We start from the raw sequence: 19382 nt of genomic DNA on the forward strand, positions 1-19382 counted from the left end.
TGAGTTAAGTGCCTACGCGTCGTAACTGCCTATGTCTTGGCGGAATCGCCAAGCCCCCGTAAGGCCCGCTCAAATAATCCAGGCTTAGCGCCGGGTGATAGTACGGATCGCTTTGGCCAGATTGGGACCAGCGTTCGATAAAGCCTTGCTGTTCGCGCTGGCCGCGGGCTCGCTTTTCCGGAGTCTGGTCTTTGCCGCGGCTGGCCGATTCGGCGTGGATGAGTTCGGCAAATGGCGTCCATATGATGTTTAAGCCTTGTTGTCGAATACGCAGGCACAGATCCACGTCATTGAAAGCCACCGGGAAAGCCTGTTCATCCAGGCCTTGCAGCGTATCGAAGACCGATTTGCGCAACAGCAGGCATGCCGCCGTAACTGCGCTTTGGCGTCTGGTGATCTGATTCATCCCCAGGTAGCCGGCATCGCGTTGTTCCAGATGGTTGCCAGTGTGCGCGGCCAGTCCATTGACTCCGACCACCACGCCGCCGTGTTGCACCATGCGGTTGGGCCACAGCAGTTTGGCTCCTACTGCGCCGACGTTCGGACGCAGCAGTTGGCTGACCATTTCCGTTAACCAGTCGGCTGCTATGATTTCGATGTCGTTGTTGACCAGCCCGATCAGTTCACCGGAGGCGTGGGTGGCGGCGTAATTGTTGATGGCCGAATAATTGAAAGGGTGAGGGTAGGGCAGAACCTTCACTCCGCGCCCAGACAACTCTTGCAGATAAATCAGGGTTTGCGGGTCGCTGGACTGGTTATCGACAACGATGATTTCCAGGTCAGGATAATCAGTCGCGGTCAGCAGGCCTTCGATACAGGTGCGCAGCAACCCGAGTTGGTCGCGGGTTGGAACGATCAGGCTGACGCGGGGCAGGGTGGCCGGCAAGGGCCACTGCGTACGCAACAGCGCCGGGAAGTTCGGCAGTTGTGTGACGCTGGCACCTGATGCGAGGCTTTCGCTCAACCAGGCGATGGCGTTCAGACGCTGGGCTGATGGCTCGACCTGCTCGGGGCTGGCCGGGGCGAATTGGCTGCGGTGGTAGAGCACCTGCGGCAGATGCGCCACCATAGCCTGACCGGTTTCGCTGGCCAGAGCGATGGCCGCGCTCAACTGATGCCAATCAAGAGTTCGCTGGCCATCAGTGGCGGCTATCAGCGCCAGTGCCTTATCGATGATCGCAGCGCCGAAGATCGCACCGGGGGTGAAGATATCGGCCCCCATAAACAGGTCGATGTCCCATACCGGTTTCAACCACGGCAGGCTACGCTCGCCTTGCGGACCATCGCGATCACAATCTGCATAACCCCACGCACAGCCATCGTCGAGCAGAGCACTCAGGTGTTCCAGTGCGTGCATTCCCAGATGATCGCCGGCCATCAGCGGGACCACTGCATCGCAGCCGGCTTCAAGTAACTGCTTGAGTGCGGGCAGCAGGTCTGCGGCGTCTGCTTTGACCAACTGATGAGGCGCTGTGGGCTGGGCGTTCAGGCTCGCGAGGCTGATGGCTTCAAGCGTGCTGTTGCCATCACTTATTAACAGCAAACCGATCCTGCATTGCTGCGGTTGATCGTCTTTTGGCGCAGCAGGACGGAAGCGTTCAAACCACTCGGGGTAATGATGAAAGCCTGCACTTTTCGGCAGGCGCATTGCCTGGTCCGCTGCAATCCGGGTCAGCAATGCCAGATTTTGCTCGGTGGGTGCGTGCTCATGCTGCTTGAGCAGACCTTCCAGCCCGTCGTGCCAGCAGCACAGGGTTATTGGGCTGCCGGATAGCGTATGGCCGAGGTCATTTTCGATGTCCAGTGTATGTGGCTTACCATCAGCCAGTTCCCAAGGCAGATCAAAACTGAAACCGTGATCGCTCGTTGCTCGATAGACCAGCGCCTGGTGATGAACATTGCACGTAGCTTGACCAAGTACCCGACTGCCCTCTCGCACGGTGATTTGCACATGCCGCTGCGGTGCATCCGGGTCCCAAGACCAGCCGCCGAGCCTCAGGCCACCGCTGTGCCAGACCTGAGACGCGATGGGCGCCGGCTCTGCGCTGGGCGTGGTCGGTAATTGCAGGTCGCCAGCAAGCCAGTAGTCACTGTTGGCCACCCGGGCGCTGATGTGCTTTGCATTATCCAGCCAGCCTTGGCGCAGCTGTACACCAAAGCCATGGAATGGATCATCCGCACCGGCGCGGGGATGAAACTGGTCGGCCCGGACCAGTGAAACGCAGGCGCCGTCGATGTAGACCTCGACAACCAGATGTTCATCCGCATGCAGGGTATCGAGCGCCCAGCCTTGCAGTACATCGCCATACAGGCCGGTGATGGCACCATTGAATCGTGTATTACCGGAGGGCTGGGGGGGCGGGTCGGAGTTGACCGGTGTGTGTTCTGAGATCATGTCCGACTCAATGAAATAGGCAGTGTGTTGATCGGTAATGCTCCGGCTTCCTGGGCGAGCGGCCCTGGCATGGCGTACAGCGGCAGATCCAGTTCGACAGCCAGGTCCGCAGCGCGCCAGGATGCGCCTGGGCTGCGCTCCAGGCTCAATGCAGCGGTGCATCCGGCAAGCAAGACGGAGTCGGCCTGGCTCAGGCCTTGCGCGATGGGTAACGCATGAATTGCGCCAGTGGCGAGCAAGGGTTTGACCCACGGGCCGTCCTCTGCAACGAGCAATACCAGAGATTGGTTTTCGTATGTGATGCGCCTGCCCAGTTCCAGCCACTGTTTGGCGATGTCAGGGTCTGAAAGGCGGTCGGCAATCAGCAGGGTGGTTGGTACAAGATCGTTGTTCGGCAGCGTTTGAGGGGCTGACCGGATCAAAATATTGGCCTGGGGCAGAGCGGCAGCGTAACGCTCGCGCAGGGCCTGCCACGGCAACTCGATGCTCTGCGCCTTGCGTGCGAAATGCGGCCAGTCGAAGCGGCTGTCTGGCGTGAGCAACACGTCATCGCGGCAAACGATTCGGTAAGGTTTATCCAGTTGTTCGGCCAGTGCGCAAAGCGCTTCAGGGCAATTGGCGAGGTTCTGATAGATCAGTTCGTCCAGTGGCAGGCTGCGCAGGTCTTGCAGCAGTTGCTCGGTGTGGGCAGGCAGTTCGTAATCAAGGCTGAATGCCAGCGGCAGCACGTTGGCCTGCAGCGTTGCCTGCGCATGCTGGCCCTTGTTGCGCCAGGTGAGGCTTAAAGGCGCTTGCGATGTGCTGTTGGCGATATGCAACTGCCGTAATGCGGGTGTCGACAACTGCTCGGGCAGTTGCACAAGGCGCGCGCGTTGCAGAGCCTGACGCGCGGGCCTGATGGGATCGCGCAGGCAGAAGTTTTCATAGCGCGATGACGCGTCCGGGTATCGACGCTTGAGGATGGCGTTATTGTGCGCAACCCGCAGCGCCTTTTCGGCGCCGAATGAAATGCCACCCTGGTGCGCAACGAACACATTCGGCGCTCCGACATGACGCCAACCCAGGCCGCGCGCTCTCAGGCACCAGTCAGTTTCCTCACCATAACCGCGCAGCAGTTCGACTTCATCCAGATAACCCACACTGTCCAGAGCGCTGCGTTTGATGTACAGGCAAAAGCCGCAGCCGGTTTCGAGCTCCATGGCCGGACTGCCAGTCATTCGCGCCAGATCGTCCAGGCGGGCCTGTTCTGCTGCGCTGGGCATCGGATGGCTGAATCGGCTTTCAGGAAAGCTCATCAACTCGCCGTTATTGGTGAACGGGGTGACCGAGGCAATGGTCTCGTCGGCATAGGCAGTTGTGCGCAGCCGGTCCAGCCAGTCACCCTGCACACGGGTGTCGGCATTCAACCAGACCACATCCTGCTTGGGGCTTAACGCCATCGCGCGGTTCATGCTGCGGATGAAGCCCAGGTTGATGGGGTTCTGCACCAGAGTAATTTTGCCCTTGCCCGCGAGAACCTTGAGGGCTTTGCGCAGAGCGGGGACCGGCGTTGCGTCTTCTATCACCACCAGGCGGTGAGGTGTGCGATTACGTTTGCGCGCCTCCAGTGCACTGTTGATGCACTCAAGGGTTTCTTCCAGGCCGTCGTAAACAGGGATGAGTACATCCACCGGCTGCTTGTCACCAACCTTCAACGCCGCAGGTGGAGCAACGAAAACCGGCATCGCTGACAGTGGGCTGCCCAGCAGCGCGGTGCCGTTATCGAAGCGCACATGCACGGCAGGGGTGGCATTGGGCACCTTGATGCGAATACCGCCGTGAGCCGCAGGCAATCCTGCCGCTGTCAGTAACGGGTGCGGGGCGCTGGCAACCATGCTGATCAAGTGACCGTTGGCTTCCAGTTGCAACGACACAGGCGTCTGCACGTTGTGCACGTCGATGGCCCAGCCGTGGATCTCCTGCACATCAGGCAGGTAACGGACCACGCCGAGCGCGCCTGGCAATCCGGTCTGCGCAGCCAGCAGTTTGAGTACCAGAGCGAGTTCGTTGGCAGCGGTAATATCAGGAAGGTGCGCGAGAATGATGCGGCGCAAGTCTTCAGGTGTTTCCGACAGGCTGCGTGCCTGCCAGAGCATCATGCGTAGCGAAGCGTCGGCAGGCAGTTTTTGCCAGGCATTACTCATGTAACGGTTGGCCAGTAACGGCTGACCCTGGGCAATGATGCTGCGCCCGAGCAGGGCGTGAATGTCCGCACGCAAAGGAAACGCGTGCGCGGCGTTGAGCAAATAAATAAAGGCAAGCTTTGGGTCTTGCGGCAGGGCCTCGATACCTTTCCAGACCAGTGCTTCCGGACGGTATTCAGGGGTCTGCAGCGCACACTCGAGTGCCACGGTGGCAAGGTCGTGCTCATCGGCCTGGCGGTGGCGATGAAACATATCCATGAGCGTTTCTCGCCCACGGTCGAGGTGTCTGGACATAAGCTGGCGTGTTCACTTTAAAAATAAAAGAGGGGCGACCCGAAAGTCGCCCCTTTTTGCATACGACCCGGCCTTGCGGCCGGGCGTATTTGTTACAACGACGGGGCTAGTTACACCGCGCCGTGCAGCACGATAACGTTGTCGTTATGTGCTACTGCCTCTGGAGAACCTACGATGCCGATAGCAACATCAGCGTGGGTGCCGCCGTTGGCCAGTAAGTCGCTCCATGCAGCCTTGCCGCCTGCATCAGCGGCGCGACCGGTAGCGGTCAGGTACAGATTGTTGATGAAATCGCTATCTGCCTTGGTTGCAGCTTCCTGCGAACCAGCGATGCCCTGAGCCACTTCAGCACGGCTGGTGCCGTTGAACAGTTGGGATACCCAATTGCTCAGGCCACCTTGATCCTGATTGGCATCGCGACCCAGTACTGAGGTGTACAGGTCACGGACGAAGTCGCCGTTCGACTGGTCGAGAGCTTGCGCCTCGGTGGAAACGGCGAGGCCTGCTGCAACGTCAGCCAGAGTGCCGCCGTTAGCTATCACTGCTTGCCAGTTGGCAAGGCCACCAGCGTCTGCCGCACGGCCCAACAGTTCAGTGTACAAGCTACTGATAGGAGCCGCAGAGGAAGTATCGGCAAACTCGGAGGAGTTCAGGAAGCTATTGGCGATGTCGGTCAACGATGCACCGGAATTCGCCAGGCCAGCGAACGCCTGAGCGCCACCCAGATCTGCGTCACGACCCAGAATGCCTTCGAACATGCGCAGAGCTGTAGCTTCTGTATCGTTCTGTGCCAGAACAACAGTTTCAACAGCGCTGGTAGTAGTGTTGACGAAGGTCAGGAACTCAGCGCCAGTGATCGAGGCAGTTTGCGCGCCGGTCAGGTTGACGTTGAAGTTGTTGCCAGCAGTGAAGGTGTAGTCAGCAACCGAACCGTCCAACTGAACAACGTCGTAGCCTGCGCCTGCATTGACGACGTCTGCGTGGTTGGTGCCACTCAGAACGATGGTGTCGTTGCCGCTACCGGTGATCACGTTGTTGTTGCCAGCACCAGCGATAACAGTGTTGTTACCGTTGCCAGTGATGATGGTGTCGTTGCCTGCACCTGCATCGATGAAGTTGTTCTGATTGCCATTGACGATGATTACGTCATCGCCCGTACCAGTGGTCAGCAGGAACTGAGTGGTAGCGGAAGCATCAGCCGACACAGCAACGCGAGCCAGCGACGAAACGTCGGCAGCAGCATCAGTAGCGATGGTCGGAGTGATGTTGACGTTCAGGTTAGCCTGGCTGTCCAGAATGATTGCCTTGGCAGCAGCCACTTCAGCAGTAACATTCAGGGTGACCAGATCGCCACGTGCACCAGCGATAGTGCCGGTGATGACGTCAGTAGTACCGGTTTGGCCGGTAGGAATCTGGAGAGCGTTTACGCCATCCCAGCTAGCGAGGTCTACGGTGGTCGCAGTGTCGAGAGCCAGAAGAGTACTGATTGCAGCCGTGGTGCTGTCAGTCAGATTGGTAGCCGTCAGAAAAGTGTTGAACTGAGTTGTAGTTACCGGGGCATCGTATTGCATGGGAAATTCCTGTTACTTCAAGCCATCTGGCCTGTGCTGCTAATTTTCTGCGTCAATGCAGAGTTTTCCCACGGAGACTTATAGCGGGCAGCGTTCATCTTCGTAGCGGGTGCGATGCAAATGTGTAACGCCACCAGGGGCTCTGTGCCAGTGGGGCCGTACATCATCTGGTTGGCGACAATGACCTGCGGCGCAGCGCCGCGGAAGACAAGGTGGCCAGACAATTCGTAAAAATGCTGATTGGGTCCTACCAGGCTGAAACCTGCGCAGACCAGAGGCAAAGACTTGCCGCGGGTACCTGTGAAGGCTCCCGAAGCGACATTAGGGCTAGGGCCGGAGCCTGCAACGGTAGAGGTGTAAACCAGGTCCACGCCTGCCGGCTTGTCGCCCCACAGGATGGAAAACCCTTCAAGGCGCCGGGTGCCGTGAGGTTCGCCTGCCCAGCCTTCCGTAGAGACCACATCACCTTCTCCCTGCAGATGCGCAACCAGCTTGAGCGCCACGGGCATGGGAGTTGACGAGATCGCCGCGCTCGGTTCGGCGGTCGCAGCAATAGTGAAATTGCGCATGATGGCGGTGGAGGTGTCGATTCGGTCGATGCGCAAGTCGATAGGGTCGATGACTGCATCGAACATATGGTATTCGGTGATCAGAACCGTGGTAATGCCACCCTTGACGCGAGCAACGATGGTATCGCCAAGCCGGGTCAGCATGTTCTTGCTGACACCTTCGGCCGGAAAGAAATCAATAGATCCCTTACCAAGGGGGGCTTGCTGCAGTGCGATGCACACAGGCTTGTCCGCGGGTGGCTGCGAGGCATAACGGAATATGTACATTCCTGGCTCGAGCAGCGTCACGCGAGAGCTGATCTTTAGTCCATCAAGTTCTGGAGACTGCACCCAACAAGCTTCCTTCTTATCCTAAGCCGGCTACGCCGTCAGTCCTTCTACAGGGCTGATAACACACTGCTCGGGTACTGCTACACATGGTTGGTGGCTCTGTGCTAGCCAGATTGCGAGATTAGTCCTTTGGTAGGAAAAGTCAATTTGAATCAGATGAATTTTCGTGGCTTTGTGTAGGAGATTTCTCGTGTACAAACTCTGGCCAAAAGTACCGTTTTATTGTCGCAAAGCGGCGGAATGCCACAGGTTTTCGAGTCCTTTCTTGTGCTCGGTCCGATTGATTCGAGATGTTTCCGCGCTGGCGTAGAGATTTACGTTTTTCTCTAAAGACCAGATTTGGCAAATCTGTCGAATTTCATATCAAGCGGGTCCAGCTCTCGATATTGTTCTACAATTCACGATAGGTGAATCGTTTAAGTTGCAGGCAGGGCGCCTCGTGTGCTGACGGTCTATGCCGTATAAAGGCTTGTTGAAGTCGGATCCGTATCCTTTCACTGCTTACTGCGCCTTTGCCTATATGACAGTTTTTGCATTGCGCGCTTTTTTGCACTGTCAGATTGAAAGATTTAACTTTCGAAGTTTGTTCAGGTTTCCGGCGGTATGTGTGGCGGTGTCGAACCTTGACGCCCGGAAACCTTCACTTGTATCTGGCTGAATTTTGCGTATTTTGATGGCGCCTCAATGCTGCTTTGCTTCAAAAGCAGGTGCTACACTGCCGCGCGTTCATCGCTCTCTCATCAGTACGGATTCTATGAGTCGTTCACACGAAAATAATTTGCAGGTAGCCCTCAAGGCTTGCAAAGGCAGCTTTATCTCAGTCGGTTTCTTCAGTCTGTTTGTAAACGCCTTGATGCTGGCCCCCACCCTTTACATGATTCAGATATCCGGACGAGTGGTGCCCAGCAGCAGCGTCCCGACCTTGATCATGCTGACCTTGATCCTGACCGTACTGATGATCACTATGGGAGCGCTGGAGTGGGTTCGCTCCAGAATCATGGTTCGTATCAGCAACAGGCTGGATGTCCTTCTAAGCCGTGACGTCTATCGAGCCAGTTTCAGGAAAGCGTTGAGAAGTGGCGGTATGGATGCGTCGGCACAATCTCTAAACGACCTTACATCGTTGCGCCAGTTCCTTACCGGTAATGGCCTTTTCGCATTTTTTGATGCTCCCTGGCTGCCCATTTATACCGCCGTGATGTTCCTGTTTCACCCATGGTTTGGATGGATGACCGTCGGTTCTGCAATCGTGCTGATAATACTTGCCTATCTGAACCACCGGTTCACCGGTAAGGCACTGACCGAAGCCAATCAGCAGAGCATGGTTGCGAATCTGGTGACTACCAAAAACCTGCGTAACGCTGAAGTCATCGAGTCCATGGGGATGCTCGATACTCTGATGGCTCGTTGGGGTGTTCGTCAGCGCAGAGTCCTGGTGCTGCAGTCTGATGCCAGCGACAAGGGCGGTATTGTTACCTCAATCTCAAAAACCTTCAGGAACTGGGCGCAGTCGATCATGTTGGCTCTGGGTGCGTACCTGGTCATAACTCACCAAATGAATCCTGGCTTGATGATGGCTGGCTCACTGCTGTTGGGGCGCGCGCTTTCTCCGGTCGATCAGATTATCGGCACTTGGAAAGGTTTTGTGGCTGCGCGCATTCAGTACACTCGCCTGAGTGAAACGCTTGAAAAGCTGCATAACGAACCGGATCGCATGGCTTTGCCTGATCCCGAAGGGCATATTCAGGTCGAAAACCTGGTAGTCACACCGCCGGGTGGCAAGAACCCGGTCATTCGCAACATCAGTTTCGTAACGCCGGCTGGCACCATTGTGGGTATTGTCGGGCCGAGCGCGGCAGGCAAATCGACGTTGGTAAGAGCTCTGTTGGGCATCTGGCCTGCGCAGCACGGCACGGTGCGTCTGGACGGTGCCGACATCAGTGCCTGGGACAAACAGAAGCTTGGCCCGCACCTTGGCTATCTGCCACAGGATATCGAACTGTTCGAGGGCAGCATCAGCGATAACATCGCCCGGTTTACCAAGGTCGACCCCGAGAAAGTGGTTCTGGCGGCGCGCACCGCGGGTGTGCATGAAATGATCCTGCAGTTGCCTGACGGCTACGACACCGTGATCGGCAGTGATGGCGTCAACCTGTCCGGTGGACAGCGTCAGCGCATCGGTCTGGCCAGGGCTATCTACGGCAGCCCGCGGTTGATTGTGCTGGATGAGCCCAACTCCAATCTCGATGAAGTCGGCGAGCGTGCCCTGAGCGTGGCGCTGCAACTGATCAAGGAGTCAGGTGCCACGGTATTCATCGTCTCTCACCGCCCCAATATTCTGTCGCGGCTTGACCGGGTAATGGTCATGAACGCCGGCACCATCACCTTGTACGGCGCGCGTGATCAGGTCATTGCCGAGTTGGCACAGCAACAGGCCAAGGCGCAGCAGGCTCAGCAACGAGTGGCTCCTGCAGCCACCGGTGTTGCACCGGCGCAACCTGGCGCGTGAAAGGAATTCATGAATGAGCATTAAGACAATATCCACGCTCGACACTCACGCGGATGACATGCCCACCTCCGATCGCGGGATTCGCCGGATCGGTGTGGCGATCGTACTGGTCACCTTCGGCCTGTTCGGTACCTGGGCAGCGCTGGCTCCATTGGATAATGCGGTGTATGGCTCAGGTGTGGTGATGGTGCAGAGTTATCGCAAGACGGTTCAGCATCTTGAAGGCGGTATCGTCAAGGAACTGCTTGTCCGTGATGGGGACACCGTTCACAAGGGTGATCCTCTGATCGTGCTGGACGACTCGCAATTGCGCTCTCAATACGAGTCGACCCGCAATCAGTTGATTTCTACCCAGGCCAGGGAGGCGCGACTGCGCGCCGAGCGCGACGAACTGCCCTCGATTCCGCCACTGACCATCAGTGGTACGGACAGTGTGCGGGCCAAAGAGGCCATAGCAGGCGAGCAACAGGTATTCAGCACCCGGAAAAACTCCCGCCTGACCGAGATATCGGTACAACGCGAGCGCATCGGGCAATTGAAGCAGCAGATCAGTGGTCTGCGAGACATGATCCGCACCAAGATCAGCCTTGAAAAATCCTACAGCAGTGAGATCACCGAGCTGAAGGATCTGCTATCTCAGGGCTTCGTGGATAAGCAACGATTGCTTGAGCAGGAGCGCAAGCTGGACATGCTCAAGTCCGAAGTGGCCGATCACGAGTCCACGATCACCAAGACTCAGCTACAGATCAGCGAGACCGAACTGCAGATCATTCAGTTGAACAAGAACTTCAGCTCTGACGTCGCGAAAGAGTTGAGCGATGTGCAGTCAAAGGTATTCGATTTGCAGGAGACCGCTACCGCGCTGCAGGACCGTCTGTCTCGCGTGGTCATTCGGGCCCCTGAGGACGGCATGGTACTGGACATGAAGGTTCATACCGTGGGCGGTGTAGTCAGCGCTGGCACGCCGTTGCTGGATATCGTGCCGGAATCTTCCGAGCTGGTCGTTGAGGCTCATGTCGCTATCACCGACATTGACCGGATTTCCATCGGCAAGCTGACGGACGTTCACTTCAGCGCCTTCAACAGTGCTACTACTCCTGTCATCGAGGGTGAGGTGACGCGTATCTCCGCCGACCGTTTGAAAGACGATGCCGGTGAGCCGTATTACCTGGTTCGGGTAAAACTGACCGAGAAAGGCTTGAAGCGTCTTGGTGACCACAAGCTGCAGCCGGGCATGCCCGCTGAAGTGCTGATCAATGCTGGCGAACGGACCATGCTTCAATACCTGTTGAAGCCGGCGTCCAATGTGTTTATCAAATCAATGATCGAGGAATGATCGTGCTGCGCTTCGTTCCTGTGTTCCTTTCCCTCGGGCTGGTCAGTATTCAGGTTCATGCAGACCCTACGCAGCCCGCTGCGCCTCAGGTCACCAGTGCTTCGGCATACTCCGTGGATCTGATGAAACTGTATCGAGAGGCGCGTCTGGAAGACCCGCGAGTGTTGTCTGCCTATCTGCGTGCTCAGTCGGCAGTCGACAGCGAGCGTGATGCCTTTGGCGGGCTGTTGCCGCAGGTCACTGCGAACAGCAGTTACAACCGGATCCTGCGCAAGGATGACACGGAGCGCGAGCTTTATAACAACTCCAGCTATTCGCTCAACCTGACCCAGTACCTGTACAACAAACAGGCTTGGGAAGCCTACCAGAAGGCCAAGAGCACGACGGAGCAGAAGGGGCATCAGGCCGAAGATGCCCAGGCTGAGGCCACGGTTGATCTGGCCAAACGGTATTTCCAGGCGCTGTCTGCCGACGATGAACTCGAGCTGATCATGGCTGAGCGCCGGGCGACGCAAAAGAGCCTGGATCGGGTCAATGCGATGTACGACAAGAAGATGGCCGTGGTCACTGATCTGCTGGATCTAAAGGCGCGTGTCGATTTGCTGGCCGCACAGGAGGTTGATGCCCGTAACCAGATCAGGCTCAGCCGTGCTGCGCTCTCTGAAATTGTCGGGCGGCCGATCACCGAGCCTTTGAGCCGCATCAGAAACGACATTGCGCTGCAGGCGCCGTCTAAATCGATGGATACCTGGGTGGCCCAGGCCATCGACAGCAACCCGCTGCTCAAGGCTCGTGAAAGCAGTCTCGACGTTGCCAACGCCGCGGTACGTGAAGGCAAGGGTGGGCATTATCCGACGCTGACCTTCACCTTGGGTGCCCAGCAAAGTGACGTGGGCTACGACAACACCCTGTCACCGCGCAGCGACAGCTATGTGGCGACAATCGGCGTGCGCGTGCCGATTTACAGCGGCGGCTCGACCTCTGCGCGGGTGCGTGGGCTGTACAACGAGCAACTGGCCACCGAACAGGATGTGGAAAGCGTGCGCCGCCAGGTGGTCAAGGAAACCACCAACGCCTACCTGACGGCGTTTTCCAGTGTCGAGAAGATCCGCGCCAACAAGAACGCGCTGGGATCGGCAGAGCAATCGAGTATTGCGGCGCAGAAAGCCTTTTCCTATGGCGTGGTGAACGCGGTCGATGTGCTGACCAGCGTGCAGAACGAGTTCAAGGCGCGGCGTGACCTGCTCAGGGCACAGTACGACTTCATCACCAACCTGTTCATCCTCAATCGATGGGCAGGCCGTCCGCCGCAGGAGAGTGTCGACAGCGTCAATGTCTGGCTGGGTGGAACCAATCCGGCAGTCGAGAAGGCTGCGGACTCGGCCTTGAAAAAGACGCCCTGATCGCACCTGCTACGCGCTTAAGGGCTTGTGCCTGGTGGCTCTTCTAGCGACGAGCCGCCAGCACCTTGCGGTAGATATCCAGCGTGCTCTGCGCGCAGGCATCCCAACTGAAATGACGCGCACGCCCCAGCCCTGACTGAACTTTGCGCTCACGCTCTTCTGGCTGTTCCAGTACGGCGAGCATTGCAGTGCTGATGCTCTCCGCACTGTTCGGGTCGACAGCCCATGCTGCATCCCCCGTCACTTCCGGCAGTGAAGAATTGTTGGACGCGATCAGCGGACACTGCGCCGCGAATGCCTCGATGGCCGGCAGGCCGAACCCTTCATACAGCGAAGCAAACACCAGCGCTCCGGCACTTTGCAGCAGCGCCAGCACCTCATTCTGTGGCAGGTAACTCAGCCAGCGACCTTCGCCACGTTGCTGCAACGCCTCAAGCTGCGGTAGCAGTTCTTCGTTGCTCCAACCGTCACGACCGACAATTACCAACGGATGCTCTTTACGTACCTGTGCGGGCAGTTGCTGGAAGGCTTCCAGCACGCGCTGCAGGTTTTTGCGAGGCTGCAGGGTGCCGACTACCAGAAAGAAGCCGGGTTTGAGGCTATAGGCGTCCAGCACCCTGTTGCGCTCGGCGGCGCCGATGCGCTCGAAATACACAGGGTCCACGCCTAGGGGCGTGACGCTGATGCGCTCTGGCGCTATGCCCAGGTGACGAATCATGTCCTGCTTGCTGTATTCGGAGATGGTGATGATGTGATCGGCACGTTCGATGCTGGTGGTGAACAGCCAGCTTTTCAGGCGCTTGAGGTCTTGCTTGATCCATTCCGGGTGCAGCACCGGAATCATGTCCATGATCGTAGCGACGACAGGTACGCCTTTGATCCGCGGGATATGGTGATCCGTGGCATGGAACAGTTGTACGTCTTTGGCGATGCTTGCCGAGCTACCCAATGGCAGTTTGAGGACGCCACTGAGCACGGCATGAATACGGTAGTCGCTGGACAACTGTTGCGGCTGACCACAGGCCAGGACTGGCAGGTGCTTGCCGAATGCGTAAGGTTTGACGTGGATATCTTCAGCCTGACTCAGCTTGGTCAGACTGTGCCAAAGCGCCCTGGAATATATGCCGATACCGTCCAGATGGCCGGCACGTTCGCCTTTCGCCCAGACCGTACAACTCAAGCCTATATCCATGTTCTGTCGTTCTCAATGTCGATCAATTACATTACTTCTCAATGGTGTACCAAGGCAGCGTATTACGCTTGCGTGTGGCGGATATGCGGAATCAGGCGCGGAATCGGGCGCGAAGACTAACATGCGGCGGCTTGGCTCGCACGGGGTGGCGAGCAGTTGCGGCGACGGAGTTACTGAATGGCAGGCATATTGTAGTGGCCTTCATGTTGCATAGCAGCCAGAGCACCCGGATAATGGGCCTTTGCCACGCCTTCGTGGCCCAAGAATGGAGCGTCTATGTTCACCCCTGTAATCCTGGCTGGCGGTAGTGGTTCGCGGTTATGGCCTTTGTCGCGGCAGAGTTTCCCGAAGCAGTTTCTTGCCCTTGATGGCCAGGATCAGGGAACCATGTTTCAACGCACACTGGCTCGCCTGAAAGGCCTTGAACACGCGCCTGCGGTTGTTGTGAGCAACGAAAATCACCGCTTCATTGTCGCCGAGCAGTTACGTGTTGCGAAAATGGGCAGTCGTCGTGTCATTCTCGAACCACTTGCCCGCAACACGGCGCCGGCCATCGCCTTGGCTGCGATTGAAGCGATGGCTGATGGCACCGACCCGATCCTGCTGGTGCTGGCTGCCGACCACCATATCCATGATGAAGAAACTTTCCGACAAGCGGTAGAGGTTGCACAGACGCACGCTGAGGCAGGCCGTCTGGTGACATTCGGTATCACCCCGACTCACGCTGAAACCGGTTTTGGCTACATTCACTGTGGTGAATCCATTGCTCAGGGTGGCTTCGCGATCGAGGCCTTCAAGGAAAAGCCTTCCCCGGAGATGGCTGCCGAATACCTATCCTCAGGTGCTTACCTGTGGAACAGCGGTATGTTCATGTTCCGTGCCTCGGTGTTCCTGGCTGAGCTGAAAAAGCATCGCTCCGACATATTGTCTGCCTGCCGCATAGCCTTGGCTGACTCCGATGCCGACAACTACTTCCTGCATGTCTCGGCCGAGAAGTTTGCCTTGTGCGCCGATGAGTCCGTGGACTACGCGGTCATGGAGCACACCGACCTTGGTCTGGTCGTGCCACTGGATGCAGGCTGGAACGATTTGGGCAGCTGGGCAGCGATCTGGGACGTGGGCCCGCACGACGAAAATGCCAACCGCCTGGAAGGCGATGTGATGGCAATCGACACGCGCAACTGCCTGGTGCAGTCGCACCATCGACTGGTTGCCACTGTTGGCGTCGAGGACCTGATCGTTATCGAAACCAAGGACGCCGTCCTGGTTGCCAACAAGCACAACAGCCAGCAGGTCAAGGACGTGGTCAAGCGTCTGCAGGCAGAAGAGCGTCCCGAGTTCGTCACTCATCCACTGGTCAACCGCCCGTGGGGCCACTACGACACGATCGATCTCGGCGAGCGTTATCAGGTCAAGCGCATCAGCGTACTGCCAGGTGAGTGCCTGTCGCTGCAGATGCACTACCACCGCGCCGAGCACTGGATCGTTGTATCCGGTACCGCCAAGGTTATCTGCGACGATAAGGAACTGATCCTGTCCGAGAATCAGTCCACTTACATCCCGCTGGGCGTCAAGCACTCGCTGGCCAACCCTGGCAAGGTGCCGTTGGAACTGATCGAAGTGCAGTCCGGCTCTTACCTGGGCGAAGACGACATCGTGCGCTTTGAAGACCGCTACGGTCGTCTGAAGAAGTAATCCGGCATCCGCTGAATGTTGGTCCGAACGCCCCGCAAACCTGTTTGCGGGGCGTTTTTCGTTGGGAAAGGAGCGGTTGTTCTGTCCATGTGTTTGCCGCCTGATCGCTCAGGACAGTGACAGGTCCTTGGATAAGCCTCGTCTAGCGGTTCTGAGTGAACTCCAGGATGACGTTGCCGGCGGCTTGCGGTGCGACGTAGATGCGCCCCGAGGCATCTCGATGCGCAACCTTGTTGTCTTCGAGGATCGCGCGCAGCGCATCGAGGCGTTTGGTGTGCAGCCGGATGGCAATCGCGTGGGGACGCTCTTCAACGCTGCCGGGCAGTTCGATGCCTGCAAACTCTCGGGCTGCCGTGGCTGCGTCTATGGCCCTGAGCAGGCCGCATCGTGTATCTGCTTCCAGTACCTCGTCGTTGTACTTCACCGCATCGCCATAGATCGCTCTCCAGCGGGTCTCCAGTAACCGGTGTTCTGCAAGGTAGGTGATCGCCAGGATTGCGTCCGCGCCATTGGGATGGTTTTGCCAGTCTGGAACCCATATCAGCTCTGGCCTGTGTTGATGGCAGATAAAGTTGGAGGCGTCCGGTAGTTCAGGGTCTATAAACAAGGCCAGGGAAACCACCGCTTCATCCTGACGACCATCGGGCAAGGTCATCTTGCGGCGAAAGTCGATACGACCCTGACTTTCCAGACCAGCCTGCACCAGACGGGTGTGGTCAGCATCGGCATCTTTGCTGTGCAGTGCTACCAACGAAATGCCTTCTTCACCGCGGTCGAGAAATTGCCCCAACTGACGGCCGAAACAGAAGCCGTTTACCGCGTTAGTTCCGAATTTGGAGGCATCCTCTACGCCGATCAGTTCGATGAAGTTACCCGGGAACATCATCAGGGATGTGACACTTCCCCAAGGGTGACGGCTGACCGGAGAGGGCGCGAACCCCATCTTGCGATAGAGTTCCAGTGCCTCGGAGTGATTGCGTACCGTGACCAGAGGATGATCGATACCCTGCGGGAACTGCGCGGTAGCTGTCATGGCGGGATCTCCTGTTAGCGTCGGGATTTTGCGTTAAAGGTAGCGAGGGCTGCGGGAGCGTCGCCTACTACCTTGGCTGGAGCGCCCGCAACCACGGTTCCTGCGGCTACCGGCTTGAGTACCACCGCATTGGCCGCCACGATTGCACGCGCTCCCACCTCAATGTTTCCCAGAACGGTTGCACCGGCGCAAATCAATGCGCCCCGGCGGATCTTGGGATGTCTGTCGCCCGCCTCGCTGAGTGTGCTGCCCAGAGTGACGCCGTGCCACAGGCTTGCCTGATCCTCGACTACAGCGGTCTCGCCAATGACCAGGCCAATACCGTGATCGACGAACAGCGCCCGGCCCAGACGAGCGGCAGGATGAATGTCGATGCTCCAGGTATTGGCCGCCCAGTTCTGTAAGAGCACCGCGCTTTGCACGTCTCCTTCAGCCCAGAGTGCGTGGGCGATGCGATAAGCCTGCACAGCGAGGATACCGCGGAAGGTCAGAAAAGCGGTGAGGTGGTCAGGACAAGCCGGATTGACGATTTCCAGGTGGTTTATATCGGCTGCGGCCGCTTCTGCGATACCGGGGTTGGCGTCGATGATCGACTTGAACCAGCTCTCCAGTGCTACGTTACTGGCTTGAGCCTGAATCTGACGCGCGAGGTTTGCGGCAAGCGCAGCCTCGAACGTTTCGTAGTCGAGCAGGTGGCTTTTGGCGTATTCGCCTAATGCTGGATTGCGTTCGCTCAACTGGTGAGCCTGTTCGCGAAGGCGCTGCCAAAGAGGGCTCATATCCATCTCCTGTGTCGGTAGGGGAGTATGGACATGGGGTCGAAGAGCGAGCAAAAACACAAACTGAAAACTTTGTTGCTTTTAGTGCAACACAAAAATGGAGCGTATCAGGCGCAAGGCGCGTTTCTCGCAGGCAGCCCAAAAACGATAAAACCGCGTCAGGGCGCGGTTTTATCGAGGTGTGCAGTTCGAAGTGTTTCAGGATGCCCCTGAAACCGAAGACTCGAATCAGACGTTAAACCTGAAATGCATCACATCACCGTCCTTGACGATGTATTCCTTGCCTTCCAGACGCCACTTCCCGGCTTCCTTGGCGCCTGACTCACCCTTGAACTGGATGAAGTCGTCATACGCCACCACTTCGGCGCGGATGAAGCCTTTTTCGAAGTCGGTGTGGATCACGCCTGCGGCCTGTGGTGCGGTTGCACCGACACGGACGGTCCAGGCGCGGACTTCTTCGACGCCTGCGGTGAAGTAGGTCTGCAGGTGGAGCATTTCGTAGCCAGCGCGAATTACGCGGTTCAGGCCGGGTTCTTCGAGGCCCAGGGCTTCGAGGAACATGTCTTTTTCTTCGCCGTCATCGAGCTCGGCGATTTCGGCTTCGATCTTGTTGCAGACCGGCACCAGCATTGCGCCTTCTTCTTCGGCGATGGCGCGGACCACGTCCAGCAGCGGGTTGTTCTCGAAACCGTCTTCGGCGACGTTGGCGATGTACATGACCGGCTTGGTGGTCAGCAGGTGGAAGCCACGGATGGTGGTCTTCTCGTCGTTGCTCATGCTCTTCATCAGGCTGCGTGCAGGCTTGCCTTCGCTGAAGTGTGCAATCAACTGCTCAAGCAGGCCTTTCTGGACCACTGCGTCCTTGTCGCCGCCCTTGGCGTTGCGGGTAACCTTTTGCAGTTGCTTCTCGCAGCTGTCGAGGTCGGCGAAGATCAGTTCCAGGTCGATGATCTCGATATCGCGCTTGGGGTCGACGCTGTTGGAAACGTGAATCACGTTCTCGTCTTCAAAGCAGCGCACCACGTGGGCGATGGCGTCGGTCTCGCGGATGTTGGCGAGAAACTTGTTGCCCAGGCCTTCGCCCTTCGAAGCGCCTGCCACGAGGCCGGCGATGTCGACGAACTCCATGGTGGTCGGCAGGATGCGTTTCGGGTTGACGATAGCTGCCAGGGCCGCCAGACGCGGGTCGGGCATGGCCACGATGCCGCTGTTCGGTTCGATGGTGCAGAAGGGGAAGTTCTCGGCCGCGATACCAGATTTGGTCAGGGCGTTGAACAGGGTGGACTTGCCGACGTTAGGCAGGCCGACGATGCCGCAATTGAATCCCATGGTGTTTCCCCTCGAGTGATGTCAGGCCTTCTGGCTGTGCAGGTTTTTCATCGCCCGGTTCCATTCACCGGCGAAGATATCCGGCAGCACGCCGAGGGCAAAGTCGATACTGGCGTCCAGTTTTTCCTGTTCGGCGCGTGGCGCTCGACCCAGGACAAAGCCGGATACCTTGCTGGCATCGCCCGGGTGGCCAATGCCAAGCCGCAAGCGATGGAATGTGTTCTGATTGCCGAGATGCGCAATGATGTCGCGCAGCCCGTTATGACCGCCATGGCCACCGCCCACTTTGAGTTTGGCGACGCCTGGAGGCAGGTCAAGTTCGTCATGCGCCACCAGAATCGACTCGACCGGGATGCGATAAAAGCCGGCGAGTGCCGCGACAGCCTGGCCGCTGCGGTTCATGTAAGTGGTGGGAATCAGCAGACGAACATCCTGACCCTGGTGCGTGAAGCGCCCGGTCAGGCCAAAGAATTTGCGCTCGGGAACGAGATTGACTCGTTGCGCCGCAGCAATACGCTCAACAAAAAAAGCCCCTGCGTTATGCCGGGTCTGTTCGTATTCGGCGCCTGGATTTCCCAGGCCCACGATCAGTTGTATGGCGGTCACGACAGGGGCTCTTCCTTTGGAGTTGAGGGTTGAACCGCTGACGACAGCGGCAATGTGGACGAAAACTGCTCATTTACCATGATGTAAACTCAGCGATCTCGCCCGCTTTGCCTGCTATCGCTCGCGATGTCTCCTGAGCAACTCCGACGTTACCAAGT

At 57.8% G+C, this 19382-nt stretch carries 13 protein-coding genes; 4 read left to right on the forward strand and 9 right to left on the reverse strand.

Annotation, left to right across the window (positions count from 1 at the left end):
* Positions 1-4: 4 nt before the first annotated feature.
* The 4 genes from LCH65_RS07200 to LCH65_RS07215 all read right to left on the reverse strand — a co-directional run bounded on the left by LCH65_RS07200 (position 5) and on the right by LCH65_RS07215 (position 7279).
* The gene (locus LCH65_RS07200; RefSeq protein ID WP_072365467.1) at positions 5-2395 is read right to left on the reverse strand and encodes a glycosyltransferase family 2 protein; all 2391 of its coding nucleotides are present in this window, start codon (positions 2393-2395) and stop codon (positions 5-7) included.
* Positions 2392-4836: a glycosyltransferase family 2 protein gene (locus LCH65_RS07205; RefSeq protein ID WP_226439270.1), complete on the reverse strand. Its 2445-nt coding sequence runs from the start codon at positions 4834-4836 to the stop codon at positions 2392-2394. The genes LCH65_RS07200 and LCH65_RS07205 overlap by 4 nt, the downstream gene beginning before the upstream one ends.
* Before the next feature lie 146 nt (positions 4837-4982).
* The gene (locus tag LCH65_RS07210; RefSeq protein WP_072365472.1) at positions 4983-6443 is read right to left on the reverse strand and encodes a DUF4214 domain-containing protein; all 1461 of its coding nucleotides are present in this window, start codon (positions 6441-6443) and stop codon (positions 4983-4985) included.
* A gap of 17 nt (positions 6444-6460) precedes the next feature.
* The gene (locus LCH65_RS07215; RefSeq protein ID WP_175550570.1) at positions 6461-7279 is read right to left on the reverse strand and encodes a hypothetical protein; all 819 of its coding nucleotides are present in this window, start codon (positions 7277-7279) and stop codon (positions 6461-6463) included.
* A gap of 817 nt (positions 7280-8096) precedes the next feature.
* On the opposite strand from LCH65_RS07215, the gene LCH65_RS07220 reads away from it, so the two are divergent.
* Genes LCH65_RS07220 through LCH65_RS07230 form a run of 3 tightly spaced genes read left to right on the forward strand, consistent with a single transcriptional unit; the run spans position 8097 to position 12590 of the window.
* Complete coding sequence (locus tag LCH65_RS07220) at positions 8097-9851, forward strand: type I secretion system permease/ATPase (RefSeq protein WP_072365477.1); 1755 nt, start codon at positions 8097-8099, stop codon at positions 9849-9851.
* A 13-nt stretch (positions 9852-9864) separates the two neighbouring features.
* Positions 9865-11187 (forward strand): HlyD family type I secretion periplasmic adaptor subunit, encoded by a 1323-nt coding sequence (locus tag LCH65_RS07225; protein WP_072365480.1) that lies wholly within the window; start codon positions 9865-9867, stop codon positions 11185-11187.
* A complete protein-coding gene (locus LCH65_RS07230; protein WP_096136862.1) occupies positions 11184-12590 on the forward strand; it encodes a TolC family outer membrane protein in 1407 nt (468 codons plus the stop codon). The genes LCH65_RS07225 and LCH65_RS07230 overlap by 4 nt, the downstream gene beginning before the upstream one ends.
* Before the next feature lie 43 nt (positions 12591-12633).
* On the opposite strand, the gene LCH65_RS07235 is transcribed toward LCH65_RS07230, so the two are convergent.
* Positions 12634-13782: a glycosyltransferase family 1 protein gene (locus LCH65_RS07235; RefSeq protein WP_072365484.1), complete on the reverse strand. Its 1149-nt coding sequence runs from the start codon at positions 13780-13782 to the stop codon at positions 12634-12636.
* A 276-nt stretch (positions 13783-14058) separates the two neighbouring features.
* Between LCH65_RS07235 and LCH65_RS07240 the strand changes: the two genes are divergently transcribed.
* On the forward strand, positions 14059-15477 hold the full coding sequence (locus LCH65_RS07240; protein WP_072365486.1) for a mannose-1-phosphate guanylyltransferase/mannose-6-phosphate isomerase: 1419 nt from the start codon (positions 14059-14061) through the stop codon (positions 15475-15477).
* Between the two features lie 142 nt (positions 15478-15619).
* Here the strand turns inward: LCH65_RS07240 and LCH65_RS07245 are convergent, their stop codons facing one another.
* The 4 genes from LCH65_RS07245 to pth form a co-directional block, all read right to left on the reverse strand.
* Entirely contained in the window at positions 15620-16510 is an 891-nt protein-coding gene (locus tag LCH65_RS07245) for a VOC family protein (RefSeq protein ID WP_226439271.1), read from the reverse strand.
* Between the two features lie 14 nt (positions 16511-16524).
* Complete coding sequence (gene epsC, locus LCH65_RS07250; protein WP_226439272.1) at positions 16525-17289, reverse strand: serine O-acetyltransferase EpsC; 765 nt, start codon at positions 17287-17289, stop codon at positions 16525-16527.
* A 228-nt stretch (positions 17290-17517) separates the two neighbouring features.
* On the reverse strand, positions 17518-18618 hold the full coding sequence (ychF, locus tag LCH65_RS07255) for a redox-regulated ATPase YchF (protein WP_226439273.1): 1101 nt from the start codon (positions 18616-18618) through the stop codon (positions 17518-17520).
* Between the two features lie 21 nt (positions 18619-18639).
* Positions 18640-19224: an aminoacyl-tRNA hydrolase gene (pth, locus tag LCH65_RS07260; RefSeq protein WP_103735737.1), complete on the reverse strand. Its 585-nt coding sequence runs from the start codon at positions 19222-19224 to the stop codon at positions 18640-18642.
* Positions 19225-19382: the final 158 nt, after the last annotated feature.

It is taken from the genome of Pseudomonas sp. MWU16-30316, assembly GCF_020515645.1.
GTDB classification, from domain to species: Bacteria; Pseudomonadota; Gammaproteobacteria; order Pseudomonadales; family Pseudomonadaceae; genus Aquipseudomonas; species Aquipseudomonas cerasi.